16 protein-coding genes and 1 tRNA gene are annotated in these 17734 nt (G+C 38.5%); 11 read left to right on the top strand and 6 right to left on the bottom strand.

Features of this window, described 5'->3' with window-relative positions; genetic code table 11:
- Nucleotides 1–388 precede the first annotated feature (388 nt).
- The 6 genes from ACHFIY_RS17460 to ACHFIY_RS17435 all read left to right on the top strand — a co-directional run bounded on the left by ACHFIY_RS17460 (nucleotide 389) and on the right by ACHFIY_RS17435 (nucleotide 5580).
- Nucleotides 389–1648: an aspartate kinase gene (locus ACHFIY_RS17460; RefSeq protein ID WP_410847408.1), complete on the top strand. Its 1260-nt coding sequence runs from the start codon at nucleotides 389–391 to the stop codon at nucleotides 1646–1648.
- Between the two features lie 130 nt (nucleotides 1649–1778).
- Nucleotides 1779–2351 carry an NUDIX domain-containing protein gene (locus ACHFIY_RS17455; protein WP_410847407.1) on the top strand — a complete coding sequence of 191 codons (573 nt, stop codon included), beginning with the start codon at nucleotides 1779–1781 and terminating at the stop codon, nucleotides 2349–2351.
- A 125-nt stretch (nucleotides 2352–2476) separates the two neighbouring features.
- Complete coding sequence (rlmB, locus tag ACHFIY_RS17450; protein ID WP_410847406.1) at nucleotides 2477–3217, top strand: 23S rRNA (guanosine(2251)-2'-O)-methyltransferase RlmB; 741 nt, start codon at nucleotides 2477–2479, stop codon at nucleotides 3215–3217.
- A 41-nt stretch (nucleotides 3218–3258) separates the two neighbouring features.
- On the top strand, nucleotides 3259–4239 hold the full coding sequence (locus ACHFIY_RS17445; protein ID WP_410847405.1) for a GSCFA domain-containing protein: 981 nt from the start codon (nucleotides 3259–3261) through the stop codon (nucleotides 4237–4239).
- Between the two features lie 150 nt (nucleotides 4240–4389).
- Nucleotides 4390–4647, top strand: a complete 258-nt coding sequence (locus ACHFIY_RS17440; RefSeq protein ID WP_410847404.1) for a hypothetical protein — start codon at nucleotides 4390–4392, stop codon at nucleotides 4645–4647.
- A gap of 453 nt (nucleotides 4648–5100) precedes the next feature.
- Complete coding sequence (locus ACHFIY_RS17435; RefSeq protein ID WP_410847403.1) at nucleotides 5101–5580, top strand: GAF domain-containing protein; 480 nt, start codon at nucleotides 5101–5103, stop codon at nucleotides 5578–5580.
- Between the two features lie 30 nt (nucleotides 5581–5610).
- Here the strand turns inward: ACHFIY_RS17435 and cmk are convergent, their stop codons facing one another.
- Nucleotides 5611–6291, bottom strand: a complete 681-nt coding sequence (gene cmk / locus ACHFIY_RS17430; protein ID WP_410847402.1) for a (d)CMP kinase — start codon at nucleotides 6289–6291, stop codon at nucleotides 5611–5613.
- A gap of 270 nt (nucleotides 6292–6561) precedes the next feature.
- Here cmk and ACHFIY_RS17425 point away from each other — a divergent pair, with 270 nt between their 5' ends.
- Nucleotides 6562–7149 (top strand): acetate uptake transporter, encoded by a 588-nt coding sequence (locus tag ACHFIY_RS17425; protein WP_410847401.1) that lies wholly within the window; start codon nucleotides 6562–6564, stop codon nucleotides 7147–7149.
- A 1016-nt stretch (nucleotides 7150–8165) separates the two neighbouring features.
- Here the strand turns inward: ACHFIY_RS17425 and ACHFIY_RS17420 are convergent.
- Nucleotides 8166–9203, bottom strand: coding sequence for a glycoside hydrolase family 5 protein (locus ACHFIY_RS17420; protein WP_410847400.1), 1038 nt, complete (start codon nucleotides 9201–9203; stop codon nucleotides 8166–8168).
- Between the two features lie 960 nt (nucleotides 9204–10163).
- Here ACHFIY_RS17420 and ACHFIY_RS17415 point away from each other — a divergent pair.
- Nucleotides 10164–10248 (top strand) — tRNA-Leu (locus ACHFIY_RS17415).
- Nucleotides 10249–10418: 170 nt separating this feature from the next.
- Here the strand turns inward: ACHFIY_RS17415 and ACHFIY_RS17410 are convergent.
- The 3 genes from ACHFIY_RS17410 to ACHFIY_RS17400 all read right to left on the bottom strand — a co-directional run bounded on the left by ACHFIY_RS17410 (nucleotide 10419) and on the right by ACHFIY_RS17400 (nucleotide 11819).
- Entirely contained in the window at nucleotides 10419–10700 is a 282-nt protein-coding gene (locus ACHFIY_RS17410) for a DciA family protein (RefSeq protein ID WP_410847399.1), read from the bottom strand.
- Nucleotides 10701–10792: 92 nt separating this feature from the next.
- The gene (locus tag ACHFIY_RS17405) at nucleotides 10793–11410 is read right to left on the bottom strand and encodes a flavin reductase family protein (protein WP_410847398.1); all 618 of its coding nucleotides are present in this window, start codon (nucleotides 11408–11410) and stop codon (nucleotides 10793–10795) included.
- On the bottom strand, nucleotides 11400–11819 hold the full coding sequence (locus ACHFIY_RS17400) for a GlcG/HbpS family heme-binding protein (protein ID WP_410847397.1): 420 nt from the start codon (nucleotides 11817–11819) through the stop codon (nucleotides 11400–11402). The genes ACHFIY_RS17405 and ACHFIY_RS17400 overlap by 11 nt, the downstream gene beginning before the upstream one ends.
- A gap of 85 nt (nucleotides 11820–11904) precedes the next feature.
- Between ACHFIY_RS17400 and ACHFIY_RS17395 the strand changes: the two genes are divergently transcribed.
- Nucleotides 11905–12336, top strand: a complete 432-nt coding sequence (locus tag ACHFIY_RS17395; protein ID WP_410847396.1) for a MarR family winged helix-turn-helix transcriptional regulator — start codon at nucleotides 11905–11907, stop codon at nucleotides 12334–12336.
- Nucleotides 12337–12747: 411 nt separating this feature from the next.
- Here the strand turns inward: ACHFIY_RS17395 and recF are convergent, their stop codons facing one another.
- Nucleotides 12748–13830 carry a DNA replication/repair protein RecF gene (recF, locus tag ACHFIY_RS17390; RefSeq protein WP_410847395.1) on the bottom strand — a complete coding sequence of 361 codons (1083 nt, stop codon included), beginning with the start codon at nucleotides 13828–13830 and terminating at the stop codon, nucleotides 12748–12750.
- Nucleotides 13831–15018: 1188 nt separating this feature from the next.
- Between recF and ACHFIY_RS17385 the strand changes: the two genes are divergently transcribed.
- Together ACHFIY_RS17385 and ACHFIY_RS17380 are read left to right on the top strand one after the other, a co-directional pair.
- Nucleotides 15019–16863, top strand: coding sequence for a CocE/NonD family hydrolase (locus ACHFIY_RS17385; RefSeq protein WP_410847394.1), 1845 nt, complete (start codon nucleotides 15019–15021; stop codon nucleotides 16861–16863).
- A gap of 21 nt (nucleotides 16864–16884) precedes the next feature.
- The gene (locus ACHFIY_RS17380; RefSeq protein WP_410847393.1) at nucleotides 16885–17649 is read left to right on the top strand and encodes a Fic family protein; all 765 of its coding nucleotides are present in this window, start codon (nucleotides 16885–16887) and stop codon (nucleotides 17647–17649) included.
- The last annotated feature ends 85 nt before the right edge of the window (nucleotides 17650–17734 follow it).

Here is a 17734-nt window from a genome sequence, read left to right as displayed (position 1 = left end):
TAAGATGCCTAATGATGGCAACTTGTTGCCTAAGTAAAGTTTCTGAAATAACTTTCTCCGTTTAAACGTGTCAGGTAGGTTATTTAAAATCAATTGGTTATTTTAGTACAGTTTTCACCTACTCCATTGGGTTTTAACCCCGTGAAAACAATGGGTTGAAACCCATTGGAAAGTGAATGAAGAGGTTTACCTCTATTCTAAACAGGCTACCTGACAAATCTTGCAACCAACGGGTCTGAAAAGGGAGAAATTTATTTCCTCAATATTACTAAGGTCTTTTGACCTTCTTGAAACTTTGTGGCCTAGTGCCATTGTACTTTCCACAATCCCATGCTGCGTCAAGTATAATTGCTAATATTGCCGCCGGTTTCAACTATAAAAAAGGGAAATGAAAGTATTTAAGTTTGGGGGCGCAAGCGTGCAGGACATTGGCAGGATAGAAAATGTGGCAGCCATTATCAATAGTTACCAAGGCGAAGATTTAATGATTATCGTGTCTGCCATGGGCAAAACCACCAATGCGCTTGAGAAAGTGGCTGAAACTTTTTTCGAGCATAATAAGGAACAGGCTTTGCAACTGTTCAACGTGGTGAAGCAGCAGCATACCACCATTGCCAAATACTTATTAGTAACGCATTACAATATATGCTATGCCCAGCTAAACGACTTTTTCACGGAAGTAGAATGGCTGCTGCATGATAAGCCCGTGCGTGAATACGATTATTATTACGACCAGATTGTTTGCCTAGGCGAATTGCTAAGTACCTGTATCGTGAGCAATTATTTAAACGAAGCGGGTATAGCCAATACATGGCTAGATGTTAGGGACATTGTACGCACCGATGATAATTTCAGGGATGCTTCTATAGACTGGAAGCGAACAAAACAAGCTATTGACACGGCAATTAACTTCAGCACCTTTCCTATCTATATAACCCAAGGGTTTATTGGCTCCACCGATGAAAACGAAAGCACTACGCTAGGCCGTGAGGGAAGCGATTATTCTGCTGCCATTTTTGCCAATTTATTAGATGCAGAAAGCCTAACGATATGGAAAGACGTGGAAGGGGTGATGAACGCCGATCCCAAAACATTTCCAGAAGCGCAAATTCTAAAAGAATTAAGTTTTGACGAGGTAATAGAAATGGCTTATTACGGTGCGCAGGTTATCCACCCAAAAACAATAAAGCCGCTGCAAAACAAAGGTATACCGTTGCATGTAAAATGCTTCTTAAACCCTGCCCTGCCCGGCACTACCATCTATAAAAAGCAAGTGAAAAACCTGCCGCCCATATTTGTGGTAAAGCAAGCACAGGTGCTGGTGCATTTGCACAGCCAAGATTTTTCTTTTGTTGGGGATGAACCTTTGATTGCATTGTATAAAATATTCAAAGACTTAAAAATAAAACCCAACCTCATCCAAACCGGAGCGATAAGCCTGCAACTGTGCATGGATGGCCGCAAAGACAAAGTGGAACAATTGGCCTCGGCTGCATCAGCAATTTTTGACGTGCAGGTAGAAACGGGGTTAGAACTTTTAACCATAAGGCACTACAACGATAGTGCCATTGATAAAATGACAAAAGGGAAAACCATTTTGCTTTCGCAAAAAACAACCGACACATTGCAGGTACTTTATAGGGCATAACCACGAAAGCATAAGCGTATCGCCTTGTGTTCCTTGTGTTTCTTATTCCTTGTGTGCCTTGTGATTAAAACATACCACACAAGATTTAGGATAACCATAAAATCATTATTTAACTTTTAAGATTTATAAAATGCACGATGAAAATACCAATCCCTGGATAATTATAGACCAACATACCAGTTACGACAACCCATGGATCTCGGTTATACACCACAACGTACTGAACCCAAGTGGCGGAAAAGGCATTTATGGCAAAGTGCATTTTAAAAACAAAGCAATTGGCGTGATAGCAGTGGACAGAGAAGGGTTTACTTATTTGGTAGGCCAATATAGGTTTACCATCAACCAATTTAGCTGGGAGATACCTGAAGGCGGCTGCCCTTGGGAAGAAGATTCGCTTGAGGCGGCCAAACGAGAGCTGCTGGAAGAAACAGGGTTAAAAGCGGAAAACTGGCTAAAACTTAGTGATGCCTACTTATCCAACTCTGTAGGCGATGAATATGCCGAATATTTCTTGGCCACAGGCCTTACCCAGCACGAGGCAGAACCCGAGGAAACTGAGCAATTGGCCGTGAAAAAACTGCCTCTTGAAGAAGTGTTTGCCATGGCAAATGATGGCAGGCTAAAAGATGGGCTTTCTTTGTTGGCATTGCAAAAGCTAGAGTTATTGATTTTGAAGGGGAAAGTGGACATAACGAATTAAGTTACTTTCCTTCTTCTTTTTCCTTCGTGTTACTTCGTGTTTTTGTGCCTTTGTGGCAAAAAAACACCTGAGTAGTAACTTGCTTTTTAAATTGTCAATTATTAATTGTCAACTATTTTTACAAAATGTCGAAAAAAGAAACGCTTATTATTGGCCGCCAGCCTTTGGTGGAAGCATTGCAAAGCGGCAGGGTAATAGATAAAATTTTGCTGCAAAAAAATGCCAGTGGCGAAGTACTGTCGCATATCAGGGCATTGTCGAAAGAGTTTGACGTGCCAATGCAAATGGTACCCGTGGAAAAGCTAAATTATATGACCAAAGCCAACCACCAAGGGGTAATTGCCCTTGCTGCATTGGTGGTATATAAAGAATTAGATGAGGTATTGGAAGAAATAACAGAAAAAGGAGAAACACCTTTGTTTATAATGCTTGATGGCATTACAGATGTAAGGAACATAGGGGCAATTGCCCGCAGTGCATATTGCTGTGGCGCACAAGCCATTATTATCCCGGACAAGGGCGTAGGGCTTTTGAACGAGGAAGCCATGAAAAGCAGTGCAGGCGCATTGGACCATATACATATTATACGGGTAAATAGCTTGATAAAGGCAGTGGACAGCCTGCGCGAAAAAGGGGTATTGGTATACACGAGCGAGATGAAGGCCGAGAAAAAGATTTACGAGTTGCCGCTAACCGATGGCTGCTGCATCATCATGGGCAATGAGGAAAAAGGAGTACAGCCCTACCTTGCAAAAGCTGCCGATGCCTTTTTTTCCATACCAATGGCCACCAAGTTCGATTCTTTCAATGTATCCGTAGCAGCAGGCATAGTGCTTTATGAGGCATTGAAACAAAGGATGGGATGAAATTGTTTTGAGTTTTAAGTTTTGAGTTTTAAATTAATAGCGTGCAATTTTTTACCAACATATTCATAAAACCCATTGAGCCAGCAATTACTTACCACGATAATCTATTGCTAGTTGGGTCTTGCTTTACAGAACATATTGGCAACTATTTGCGTGATGTAAAATTCAACGTGCTACAAAACCCAAATGGTATTTTATTCGACCCCATCAGCGTAGCCAGCAGCCTTATTTCTTATATTGAGAACAAACAATACTTACCAAGCGAACTGTTTTATTTAAACGAAGCATGGCATAGCTGGCACCACCATAGCCGCTTTTCGGGCATTAACAAACAAGCTGTTTTAGATGGCATCAACCAATCGCAGCAAACAGCACATGAATTTTTAAAAGAGGCCAATTGGCTGATTGTTACACTCGGGTCTTCGTTTGGTTATAAGCTTGTTGAAAACAACCAACCAGTTGCCAATTGCCACAAAGCTCCCGCTCAAACTTTTACCAAGCACTTATTTACCATAGAGGAAACCATAGCTGCGCTTGAAAGCGCATTTGTGCTATTATTCCAGTTTAATCCACACATAAAAGTAATGCTTACCATCAGCCCAGTAAGGCATTTAAGGGATGGCGTAGTAGACAATAACCGCAGCAAGGCAAGGCTAATAGAAGCAGTGCACCACTTAGCAGGCAAATTTGGGCAAATCTCCTATTTCCCTGCTTACGAATTGGTTATAGATGTGTTGAGGGACTACCGTTTTTTTGATATTGACCTTGCGCACCCAAACTATGCTGCCACCCAGTTTGTACTTGAAAAATTTGCCGAAAGTTGCTGCAGCGAGGCAACCCGGCAGTTAATGGAAGATATAAAAAAATTAGTAACGGCAAGCAACCACAAAGCATTCAACCCTGCATCAAATCAGCATCGCCAATTTCTTGACGCACAGTTAAAAAAAGCAGTGCAAATGAAGCAACAATATCCTTACCTAAATATAGAAAAGGAAATAAACTGCTTTAAAAAAGAGGTTTAACCCATTGTTATACAGCAAAATTGCCTTTTTATTAACATTTTATAAAAAAAACCTAAATTTATTTTATTTGTACTAAAATAAATACTTATTATTGCAAAGGAATTGATATTATTGAATTTGTTAAACGAGTGCACAAGAAATTTTATTTATATGAAACAAGTTAGAAAAAAAATTAAACTTATTTGCTTTGTTGCCCTACTAGGTGTATGCTTGCACTCAAATGTAAATGCACAAACTCCTGCAGATTTTCCTGGTGGGCCTGGTTCTGGAGATCCAGGTTTCTCTGATCCATCAGCTGATGGTCCTGTTGTACCATTAGACAGGGGCATGAGTGTTATGCTTATTGCTACAGGCGTTGCTTATGTTGCTTTACAACTTAAAAGGCAGCAACTGGTAGCTGTAAAATAAAGCAGTACTCGTTTAATATTAATTTATATTCTTAGTACCATACATATCAATGATTTGTATGGTATTTTTGTGTCTATACTTTTACCTAATTTAATTATTTGCAAAATGCCCAATACCAATTTGATGTATTTTACTTAATGTTTTTAGTGCAAATAGCTTCTCTGTTTTTGGTTATATTTTTTGTTTGCACTAAACTTATAATATCCTTTAGTAGCCTTAAGAGCTGAATTCATTTTACCCGAATTTTGCAGTTGACTTCGTTATGAGAGGCTAAAATGCAATAAAGACAAGTATTTGAGCCGAATTTTTGGTCGAAAACATAGTGAACTATGGCAAGGCCAAAAAATCAAGCAAACACTTGTATTTGAAGTAGTTGGGGCTTGCAATAGATTTCAACTTCAAAATCCGGGTTTAAGAAAATCATATTCAAAACAACTTTTCCAAGAAGGTATTATGGCAGAAGATTTATTGGTAATACAAGGCACAAAAGCAGAACAATACAAAGCATTTTTGCCACAAATAGAGGCACTCATAGCAAGTGAAAATGATTTGATAGCCAACCTTGCAAATATTACCGCAGCACTAAAGCAACAGTTTGGCTGGCTATGGGTAGGTTTTTATTTAGTAAAAAATGAAGAATTGGTATTGGCTCCTTTTCAGGGGCCAATAGCTTGCACCCGCATAAAAAAAGGAAGGGGCGTTTGCGGCAAAAGCTGGGAACTGGCAAAAACGCTTATCGTGCCTGATGTTGAAAAATTTGAAGGGCATATTGCATGCAGCAGCCTTTCTAAAAGCGAGATTGTACTGCCCTTGTTCCATGATGGTGAAGTGGCCGGCGTATTGGACATTGACAGTGAATACCTAAGTGCTTTTGACGAGACAGACCAGCAGTACTTGGAACAGCTATTACAATGGGTAGATATTGCCTTGTAAGGCTTAAAAGCCTTACAAGGTTTGTTGCAGCTAGCTATTTATCTTTTCATTTGCCCATTGCAGTACCAAATCAACCTGCTCCTGCTGCGTAAGGTGGCTATTGTCCAGCACTATGGCATCCTCGGCTTTCCTTAGTGGGCTTATCTCCCTTGTAGAGTCAAGGTAATCACGCATTTCTAGGTTTTTCTTTATTTCTTCCCTTGTTATAGTGGGGTCTTTAAGCACTATTTGGGCATACCGCCTTTCTACCCTTACTGCTGGGTCGGCAGTAAGGAATATTTTCAACTCAGCTTCGGGGAAAACAACAGTGCCAATATCACGCCCATCCATCACAATGCCCTTGCTGGCGGTGTTTGTTTGCTGCTGGGCAACAGTAAACTCCCTTACTTCTTTCACGGCAGCTACATCGCTTACTTTATCGCTTATAGCCATTTCACGTATATGGGTTTCTACATTCTCACCATTCAGCAATATGTCGCTGCTACCATACTTTTCGTTATAGGTAAACGAAAGATGTATGTTTTTAAGTGCCTCAATTACTTCCCCCGTGTTGTTCCAATCAATATTATTGCGCAAAAAGTAAAAAGTAATAGCCCTATACATGGCACCACTGTCTATAAATACATAATTCAATTTTTTTGCAAGCGCCTTTGCCAGTGTGCTTTTGCCACAAGATGAATACCCGTCAACAGTGATGATAATTTTTTTCATGCTGGCAAGATAAAAAAAAACGTTACTATTCGATTATAATTTTGCCACAAAACCACAAAGTAATAAAGAAACACTAAGAAGCAAATTAAGTAAAGGGGCATTTTCTTTCTTTTTCTTCTTATAAAAATTTGTCCCTTTTGTGTTTTTGTGGCATCATAGCAAATTGATTAAGATAACGCCTCAGTAAATTCTAAAAAATAATACAGTTTCAATGGTTTAAAAAAATATCTTAGCAACCTGATTGTTTCACTTTTAAAAATTAAATGCCGTATGGATCAAACAACAACAATTATTAAGGACACTTCTGCCAACCCTGCCCCATTGGGATTGTTGGCTTTTGGGCTAACCACTGTATTGCTAAACCTGCACAATGCGGGTATTTATGAGATGAACAGCATGATTTTGGCAATGGGTATTTTTTATGGTGGCTTGGCACAAATTGTTGCCGGCATCATGGAGTCTAAAAAGAACAACACATTTGGGCTTACTGCTTTTGTGTCTTATGGTTTTTTCTGGCTATCGTTGGTAGGGCTTATTGTAATGCCTAAGCTAGGCTGGGTTGCGGCTAGCTCTACACAAGGCATGATCGCCTACTTGGTCATGTGGGGCATTTTTACCGGGTTCCTGTTTATTGGCACATTAAAAATTAGCAAGGCATTGCAGTTTGTATTTGCTACGTTGACCATTTTGTTCTTTTTGCTTGCTATCGGCGATGCAACTGGCAACGCCTCCCTAAAACTGTTTACAGGCTATGAAGGCATTGTTTGCGGCGCAGCAGCCATTTACACTGGGATGGCCGTTTTATTAAATGAAGTATATGGCAAAGTGGTTTTGCCTATTGGGCCTGTTGCCAAGTAGTGCGGCAAGTATTCAAATAAATTTATTCCTTAAAGGGAAGCTGGGTTTTGCCAGTTTCCCTTTTTTGTTTGGGTAATTTTCTAAAAGTTGCCAAATCTAACAGATTGGCACAAAACTTGGTTTAGTAACAATGTGGCAGTAAAATAGCCCCGGAAACTAATGGGATGAGGATACCATTCAAGAAAACCTGCATTGGTTCTCTTGATGCATTTATTATTCCACAAAGAAAGCCTTATTTGAGAGGTTTATATGCAACCGTAGCTACGATTGCACTATCAATGTATATCAATGCCGTGTAGTAATTTGATTAGAGCAATTTTTATGAACCAATGCTAATTGCTACTCAAAAACTATCAAAAACATCTTTTTTTTGAGCAAAAAAATGCCCATTACAACTAAATATTTTTTATAAAAAATCAAAATAAATCAGGAAATAATTTACTTTTTGCCTTCCTGATTTTGCTTCAACATAGAAACAGCCTTGTTTTTATACATCATTCATACTTTATTACCGATTTTAGAGCGTGATACTTTCAGTAATGCTTTTGCAATCAAAGTAGATAATCAACCATCACAAATAGTAAGGCTGCCTACATTCAGAGTGAGCCACTCTTACAGAGTTGCTCACTCGTGAAGTGCTCCAAAATTAAACGCTCACCATTTTGGCGATATAAGTAATAAGCCATAATTATCTTAATATAATTCTAAGAGGGTTTCGTTCTTGCCCCTCTCCTTCGGAGAGGGGTTGGGGTGAGGTCTCTAAAATAAATAGTATTAACTTAATTATGTCTGCATACTTAGTGTAAATTAAATTAACGTATTTGCCTATTTTAATGCCATTTAAGCCCTTTTTTTTATTTCATAGGCAAAGTTTAAATATCGCTTGTGAAGCCTTAAATACCTTTAGAAAAACAAAAGAAACAAGAGAAATAAGGTGCTGCACTTATTGCGCAACACCTCTATTGATTATACAACAACAGCATTTGTCAATTCCTAATTCTTAATTCCTAATTAAATTAGTTCCTTGCTACTGCTACGCCATTGTTTTGTAGATATTTGGCATAAATACCCATTTGAGGTTGGTCGTTGCCAGCTATTGGGTGCAAAGAAAGTGGGTAGCTTTTCCACCATGGACCAGCTGCCCAGTATGAACCACTAATGCCATTATCAGTTAAATAACGAAGGAAATTATCCAAAACTGGCAACCAGCGCCTGTCGTTTTTAGGTACTCCAAATTCACCTACAAACCCTTTTTTCCTATTGGCTTTCAACCAGTTAACAAAAGGGCTTACTTTATCTATGCCAGTTTGTGGAGTAATATTTTCTGCATCATAGCTTTTAGCATAAGTGCCAGACAAATCGCCGTCAAAATAGCAATGGGCATTGTAAATGATGTTGTCGGCTGGGTCGTACAGGTTTTTCAAATTGTCATTGTATTCAGCCCATAAAGGAGCGTTTGAGTAGCTTTCGCCTTCTACCATGATGTAGATGTTCCTGTTTACTTGCCTGATGCCGTTAATGGCTTGTTGGGCAGCATTGAACCAAGAGTTGTTGCCCATGTCGTGAGGTTCGTTCATTATGTCTAAAGCATAAATGTTATCAAAACCATTCAATGCAGCAGCCATTTTAGTCCATACATCTTTAAAAGCTGCAACAGGCACTTGTGGTGTGCCAATAATGTATTCTACATTGTTCATTTTGTAACGTGCAAAATTGTGCATGTTCAATACTACCATTACGCCAGAAGCAGCGCAGTCATTCAAAAAGCGTTTCATATATGCTAGCTCAGTAGCATCTAATGGACCGCCAAGCCTTTTTTGGATGCGTTCCCAGCGGAAAGGCAATTGCATTACGCTTACGCCTTTCCTGGCGAAATATTGTATTTCATTTTTATCAGGGTATATATAGTTGGTGTTGTAAACGCCTGGCAGGTTATCAGTACCAAATTCTGCGCCGCAGAGAGACACGCCAAATGGAAGGGCGTTGTATTGTTGTGCATTTACTTTTAGTATTGTAACAACGATTATTGCGATGAGTGTGATGATGCGTTTCATGGCGTCCTTATTTTGTTTTGCTGTATTGCAAGTCAAAGGAACGCCGATGCAAAAGCCTAGATTATAGGGTGGTTGATGAACTAAACATCAATGTTTACAAGGGTTTTGTAGTGTTGTAGCGTAGTAGTGATGACGATAAATGTTGATGGCTCGCTAAAGGGCTTGGTAGTAGTGGAATACTATTTTCTTGGTGCTTTTTGGCAACAAAACATTAGGGTGGTACATTCTCTTGTAGTAGTAGGATAGGTTGTAACATTCAGATAACCTTTTTATTGTTATGTTTAAATGGGAGTTTAAGGTTACTCTTTGGGATAAATCTTTTTTGAGCTACTGATGGGTTTACTAAAAACCCTTGAAGGGTTAAACAACAGTAGCCACAGGTGCAACCCGTGGTAGGAATGTATTGCGGCAACGAAACTCACAAGATTTGAACTTAAAATCGTATCTGCTATTGAATGGTAGCGTAAAGTATGATGCCATAAACAGCTCCACCCTCTTGCAGGGTTACTCATATTCTTAATAGTTTACCACGGGTTGCACCTGTGGCTACTTTTTTTAAACCTATCGGGTAGGCTGTTCAGAATCAGCGGTTCTTCTTCGCACAGTATTCAGCTACTTACGCACAAGTACATTTACTGTTTAGTAGTCTAGTCGCACCGTTCTTTGTGTCCTTTAAGTGAAACGTTTTACCTTAAAGGCAGCTTCCTTTATGCTTCTTTGCGAAAAACTTTGTGTTCTTTGTGGTTAAACCTTCGCTTAAAACTGTACGAAGTCTTTAAAGCCTATTCTGAACAGCCTACCTATCGGGGTTTAAAAGCAATAATTTTTTCACAACCAATCAGCAAAGCAAAAAAGAATTAGCCCATTTCTTCTTTTTTGTCAAAAAGGCAATAATCAACAAAATTTAAAATCAGCATTCAAAATAAACCTGCCATACATTACATTTGCAGCAGAACAGATGCGGCGATGGCGAAATTGGTAGACGCACTACTTTGAGGTGGTAGCGCCTGTCATGGGCGTGGGAGTTCGAATCTCCTTTGCCGCACATAAAAAAAGGCTCAGAATTTTCTGGGCCTTTTTTATGCCACAAAGGCACTGAAACACGAAGTAGCACAAAGAAGAAAAGGAGAAATGTAAAATATAAAATTTCTTCTTTCCCTTAAATCCTTCGCGCTACTTTGAACCTTCAAGCCTTTGTGGCAATTTTTAATAAATTTAATCTATCACCACTTGGCTAATTACTTTTTCTCCAAATGCCTCGTTGATGCGTTGGATAATTTGTGGCTTCTGGTAAACCAATTCATTCTTCAAAGGCCCCACATGCGTGGTGATGAAAAGGGTATGGTTGATTATTTTTAATTTCTCGGTATATTTAGCAATGGTCTTGCCCATTACGCTTTCCCATACTTCCTCTATTTGCACGGCACGCACGCCGTTGCGCAAATTGCTCTTGCTTACCATGCTTTTTATGGCATCCCCAATGCTATATTCTCCCATTAAGCAAAGGTAAATTAGTTATAACTGATAAGTGATAAATTAGGGGGTATGTTCATAAATAATCTTGTTGCTCTAAATAATATCACTCGCAGTTACAACGGAAAAAACTTTTCATCATCAACAGTAAATAAATTAGTGGATACACAATAGCTTGAACCAGCCATCCTGCCAACTGCTTTCAGTTTTGACTGATTAACCCTGAAATTATCTTCTAATAATTCATCCGAAACATATAAGTGTTTCACAAGGCCAATTATTAGTTTAGAAATGCCAACTTCAATAATTTTAAAAGTTTCACACTCAAATGATACAGGCGACTCTTTAACACGATATGGCTTTACGGTTAAACTTTTTTCTTTTGTTAAACCAGAATATTCAAATTCACAAACACCATAGTCTAAAACAGTTGCTGTTTTCGCCATCTTTACTGCTATGGCTTCATTAACGATGTTAATGACAAATTCACTTTTTTCTTCTGCAGCAATGTTTGTGAAAGTATCTTTATTTGACCTGTTTGGTTTAATGCCTGCCACAGAAAACGATAAAGCCATTGGATTATGGCCTACAATATTAAAATATGAGAATGGTGCAAGGTTACAATCCCCATTTGGTGAAATAGTTGACACCAAAGCAATTGGGCGAGGCACAATAGTTCCAGTTAATAATTTGTAACGAACATCAAACGGTATTTCTTCACTATTAATTTCCATTGTGCAATTCATTTAAAAATTCAACAAAAGCAGAAGCTATCCCTAAATCTTGTTCAAAGTTGCCGCCAGAAACACCAACTCCACCCACAAATTTGTTATTAAGTTTTAAAGGAAAACCACCTTCTAACATGCAAGCATCACCAGGCACTAGCTCAATTGCATGAACCAAAACAGGTACTTTCTCTATAATTGCCCTTAAACTATGTGATGGGCATTTAAATAAGAAAGCAGTTTTCGCTTTTAAGAAAGCTACCTCACTCGTCATAAAGTTTGCATTATCCATTCTAATTTGATAAACAATATGCCCGCCGTCATCAATAACAGTTAAGCAAATAGATGCATTTTGTTCCTTGGCAAATTGAAGGGCTTTTAACCCAGCAATACTAATTTTCTCAATTTCAATTTTCATTTTATTGTTTTATATTTGCGTCAATAGTATTTACACAATGTCAATACTATTGACAAATATATGTCAAATAAAATGACACTACCAAATGAATGATGAAAAAAATATTTCGGGGCTTATTCACCACTTGTCAAGGCAATTGGCTATTTCATCAAACCAAAAATGGGCAGATATTGGTTATCAAGATATTAGAACAACCCATGTAAGTATTTTGCTCCGAATTGAAACAAAGGAAAATAACCACAATATTGTAGCAAAACAATTGGGCATTTCGCGACAAGCAATCTCAAAATTGAATCATGAGCTAATTGAAAACGGGTATTTGGCGACAAGCCCATCAAAAAACAATAAAAAATCAGAAACGCTATCCTTAACAGAAAAAGGGCGGCAATTTTTAGATGATTTTAAGAAAGCAAATGAAGACTTAGAAAATGCACTAATAAAAATTCTGAACAAAGACAGGTTTCAAGAATTTAAAACTGCATTATTAATGCTTGACAACTATTTCAAGACCAAATAGCACAAGTAAAATAGGTATGGTATCAACAACAGTTATACTTAAGCTTTTTTAGCAATTAAGAAAATTATTTTTGATCCTATTCCTTGTTAATACTGTTTAAAAAAAACAATAATAAGTAATAAGCCCTAATTACCTTAATATAATTCGGAGAGGAGTTGGGGTGAGGTCTCTAAAATAAATAGTATTAACTTAAAAAAGTCTGCATACTTACCTACTCTAAAATTCAAAATAACTTAAACCCGGATTTTGCAGTTGACTTCGTTATGAAAGGCTCAAATGCAATAAAGACAAGTATTTGGGCAGAATTTTTGGTCGAAAACATAGTGTACTATGGCAAGGCCAAAAAATCAAGCAAATGCTTGTGTTTGAAGTAGTTGGGGCTTGCAATAGATTTCAATTGCAAAATCCAGGTTAAAGTTCTATCAACTGGTAGGCAACCCCAATTGCGCCCAATTGCCCCTGCAATCTTTCTTTGTGAGTGTCCGTTATAAATACCTGCCCGCCATTATCTGTGCAAACCCATCCTAAAAGGTTGTGCATTCGTTCTTCATCTAGTTTTTCAAATACATCGTCCAATAAAAGGATGGGGGAAAAGCCCTTTTGTGTTTTAAGGGTTTGCCATTCGGCTAGCTTTAAGGCAAAAAGCAAGCTTTTACGTTGCCCCTGCGATGCCTCATTTTTAAAAGGCCTCTCTCCCATTTTCACAATCAGGTCGTCTTTATGTACCCCTATTGTCGTTCGTTGCAGTACCATGTCTTTTTGGCGGCTGCTTTGCAGCAGTTGCAACATTGCCCCATTTTGCAAGTTGCTCTCATAGCTTATGGCTACCATGTCGTCCTTGCCAGCAATGCGGGTATAAAATTCCGATGTTAATTGCAGGAAAGAGCCTAAAAACAAACTGCGTTGCTTATATATCCATTCCCCGTTATGGGCAAGTTGCTCATTTAGTATTTGCAGCAATGCCTCGTTTATATTGCCTTGTTCATTTGCTTGTTTCAGTAGGCTATTCCGCTGCTGCAATATTTTGGTATAATCTATCAATTGCTGCAAGTATTCCCTGTCTATCTGCGATAGGATGGTATCTATAAATTTCCTGCGTTCCTCGCTGCCGCCAATGATAAGGGCAATATCATCTGGCGCAATCATCACGCATGGCAATCGCCCAATATGCTCACTAAATTTTTTATATTCAGAGCCGTTTATGCTAAATTCTTTGCGGTTGTTCTCCCTCAAAATAGAGACCACTTGTTGAGGTTCATCATTCAATAAAAATTCGCCTTGCAGCCGCATTCCTTCCGTGCCGTGGTGCACATTTTGGCTATCACTACGGGTAAAATAGCTTTTGGTGAAACCAAGGTAATAAATTGCATCTAGCAAATTTGTCTTCCCGCTTCCATTAAGCCCACAAATGCCCACTACTTTTTCAGTAAACGCAAATTGTTGGCTTGCATAATTGCGGAATTGCACTAAAGATATTTGTTGAAGCTGTAGCATGAAGCAAGCAAATATACTGCCTAGCCTACTTTATAGTACTTACTAACTAGGTATTATTTCGCCGCGTAGGCATAAAAAAATACAGAAGCATAAAGAAAAATGCGGTAAAGAAGGTATGGATAATATAAACCTTTCTCTTTTCTTCTTTCCCCTTAAAACTTTGTGCCACATTGTGTCTTCGTGCCTTCGTGGCAGATTAACCAAACTTGCAACTTAGTAGGTATAAATACTTTATTAGCTAAATAAAAAAATAGCTAATGCAAGCAGCAGAAATGGCAAAATAACTAAGAAAATATTCCTAATTTTCATGGCAGGTATGTATGTATTTAATCAAGAAAATATGGCTTTATTAGTAAAACCCAAGTATCCAAAAAAGCAATTAATCCAATTACAAAAGCAGTTATAAGCAGTATAAATTACTTTAAGAGATCCCCTGTAGGTACAATCGTCATACAAAAGTATAGTTTTTTTAATATATTCTAATTTTTTATTAGTTTATGTTTTCTATTTTCACAAATTATACAATTACACATACAAATAGTGTTACTAAAAGTAGATTTAAATCAATCGACGGATACATAAAAGTTTTTCGCTTAGTCCTGATACCACCCAATCTATAAAACCTTATCTTTGTGCTAGAAACGCACTTAATACAAACTACTTACAAAACTAGTGTCTTTGCATCCCAATCGTAGTTCTTTTTTTACTAATATTAATATAGTTGTAGTCCCCAAATTTGGTCTTGTATTTATGGCGGTAAAATAAGCATAAGATAAGCATAAATTACGCACAAAACAAGCATAAATCAAGCACAAAATAATCATAAAATAAGCATAAATCAAGCACAAAAATTTGATATTTTTATTGATAATCAATGGCTTACGAGGGAGGTAACGATTTTTAAAAAAAAAGAGACAGCGTAAAAATCTCACAAAAATAGCAAAACTGAAACTATTTTAATATTACACTAGGAGATATTCACATTATTAAAATTATACAAATATTGTATCCTTGCCCTGTCCCTATTACCTTTTCCTTTAGGTAACTTGTCCGAGTCTTTCGGGAGGGGCGAGGTTAGGCTAGGTTGATTTTTTTAATAAAAAAAAATGAAAAAACTTTTATGCACCCCAATCTACCAATTGTCATTCCCGAATTATTCTTTACTTTGATTACTTAAAAGAAAAAACAATGCGGAAATTATTGATGTTAATCCTATTGCTCCCATTACTAGCTGTGGCCCAGAATGCAGACAGCCTTTGGATAATGAAACATTATGCAAAGAAAGAAGTAATGATACCCATGCGTGATGGCGTAAAATTGTTTACTTCTATATATGTACCCAAGGACAACACAGAAAAGCACCCTTTTTTATTAACCCGCACACCTTATTCCTGTGCCCCTTATGGCGAGGATAATTTCAGAAGGGTATGGTATAGCAGCTATGCAATGAAATATTACAAGGAGGGTTATATTATTATAAAACAAGACGTGCGTGGCAGGTGGATGAGCGAGGGTGTTTTCCAGGACATACGCCCCTTTAACCCTAATAAAAAAGGAAAAGAAATAGACGAGGCCAGCGATACATACGACACCGTTGATTGGCTGCTTGCCAATATCGGCAACAACAATGGCAATGTGGGCGTGTTTGGCATTTCTTATCCTGGGTTTTACAGCACCATGGCTGCCTTGTGCAACCACCCTGCCATCAAAGCGGTTAGCCCGCAGGCACCTGTAACAGACTGGTTTGCCGGCGACGACACGCACCACAATGGTGCTTTGTTTTTGATGGACGAGTTTGGCTTCGATTTTAGTTTTGGAAAGCCACACCCCCGCCCAACAAAAGAAGCTGCAAAAGAATTTGATTTCCCTACAAAGGATAGTTACGATTTTTACCTGCGTACAGGGGCATTGCCCAATTTTAGTCGGTTGATAGGTGATAGTTGCTTGTTTTGGCACGAAGTAATGAACCACCCTGTGTACGATGATTGGTGGAAAGCACGCAACCCCCGCAATTTTGTGGACAATATAAAAACCAACACGCTGGTAGTTGGTGGCCTGTTTGATGCCGAGGATTGCTTTGGCACATGGAATTTATACAAAGCCATTGAAGCAAATGGCAAAGCAGCCAGCAACAAATTGGTAATTGGTCCTTGGTTTCATGGCCAATGGGCTAGTAATGATGGCACGCACCTAGGCAATGTGCAGTTTGGCAGCAACACTGCCAAATGGTACCAAAACAATATTGAGCTACCTTATTTCAATTATTACCTCAAAGGGCAAGGCAGTTTGGATTTCCTTGCCAAAGCCACTATTTTCTTTAGTGGCAGCAATGAGTGGAAAAAGCTTCCGCAGTGGCCACCTGCTGGCATGAAGCCCACCGACTTTTATTTGCAGGCAAATGGGGGGCTTTCTTCTATGCAAAGCAAAATGAAGCCGCTAAGCAGCTATACCGAATATATCAGCGACCCTGCCAAGCCTGTACCTTACACGCAGGAAGTAACTGCAGACAGGACAAGGGAATATATGACGGACGACCAGCGTTTTGCTGCCCGCCGGACGGATGTATTGGCCTACCAATCGCCAGTGCTCTCTGACGACATTACGGTGGCTGGCCCCTTGGTGGCCGATTTATTGGTAAGCATTAGCACAACCGATGCCGACTTTATAGTGAAGCTAATAGACGTTTTCCCGGATAGTTTCGACTATTCAGCACATGATACCTATGTAATGAATGGCTACCAGATGCTGGTACGTGGGGATATTATGCGTGGCAAGTTTAGGAACAGTCTCGAAAAGCCAGAACCCTTTGTGCCAAATCAGCCAACACAAGTAAAATATACCATGCCCGACATTGCCCATACCTTTAAAAAAGGCCACCGTATCATGGTGCAAATACAGAGTAGCTGGTTCCCACTGGTAGACAGGAACCCGCAGCAGTTCTTGGATATTTACCATGCAAAAGACGAGGATTTTAAAAAAGCAACCATAAGGGTGTATGAAAACCAAAGCAAAGTGGTATTGCCAATTTGGTGAGGATTAGTAAAATAAAGCAAAATGGAGTTGAAAATATTAAGTGATGCATACTTAAATGAATATAAAAACCAATTAACAGTTGACATAGCAACTTCGTTTGCCTTACTAAAAAGCAAGCCGCATAGCCTTGATAATTTTACTTTCTACCTTGCCAATGCTGCCGTGCATTCTTCTAATATTGAAGGCAATACAGTAAGTTTTGATACATATTTAAAGGCAAGCGAGTTTAAGCTACACCTCAAGACAAAAGAAATGAAGGAGATAGAGCAGCTGATTGCAGCCTATCAGTTTGCCAAGGAAAATGAATTGTCGCTAGCAACATTATTAAAGGCACATGAAATATTAACGCACTCTATCCTTGTTAAAAAAGAGCGGGGCAAAATAAGAAAAGTACAAGTAGGAGTGAGAAGCGAGGGACGGCTTATTTATTTAGCAATAGAACCTGAATTTGTAAAACAAGAATTGGAGAAATTTTTTGCTGATATTTCTGTTCTATTACAAAGTAAATTAGCCATCGAAGAAATATTTTATTATGCCGCTTTTATACACTTAGTGTTTGTTAATATTCATCCATTTATTGATGGCAATGGAAGGGCAACGCGCTTGGTTGAAAAATGGTTTTTAGCGAAAATGCTTGGCGAAAATGCCTGGTGCATCACATCTGAAAAAAACTATTGGGACAATAGGTTAATGTACTATAAAAACTTACAAATAGGTGTAAATTATTACGAAGTAAAATATGAAAAAAGCATACCCTTTTTACTGATCCTGCCAAATGCTTTATAGTTGATTTGGAGCTTTCCAGAAGTTGCAAAATCTAATACATTCATTACCTCATGTGGCTTTGCGCCTTCGTTTTTTTGTGGCAATG

This window comes from Parasediminibacterium schistidii, from assembly GCF_046546515.1.
Classification (GTDB): domain Bacteria; phylum Bacteroidota; class Bacteroidia; order Chitinophagales; family Chitinophagaceae; genus Parasediminibacterium.
This window is presented reverse-complemented; position numbering and strand designations above follow the sequence as displayed.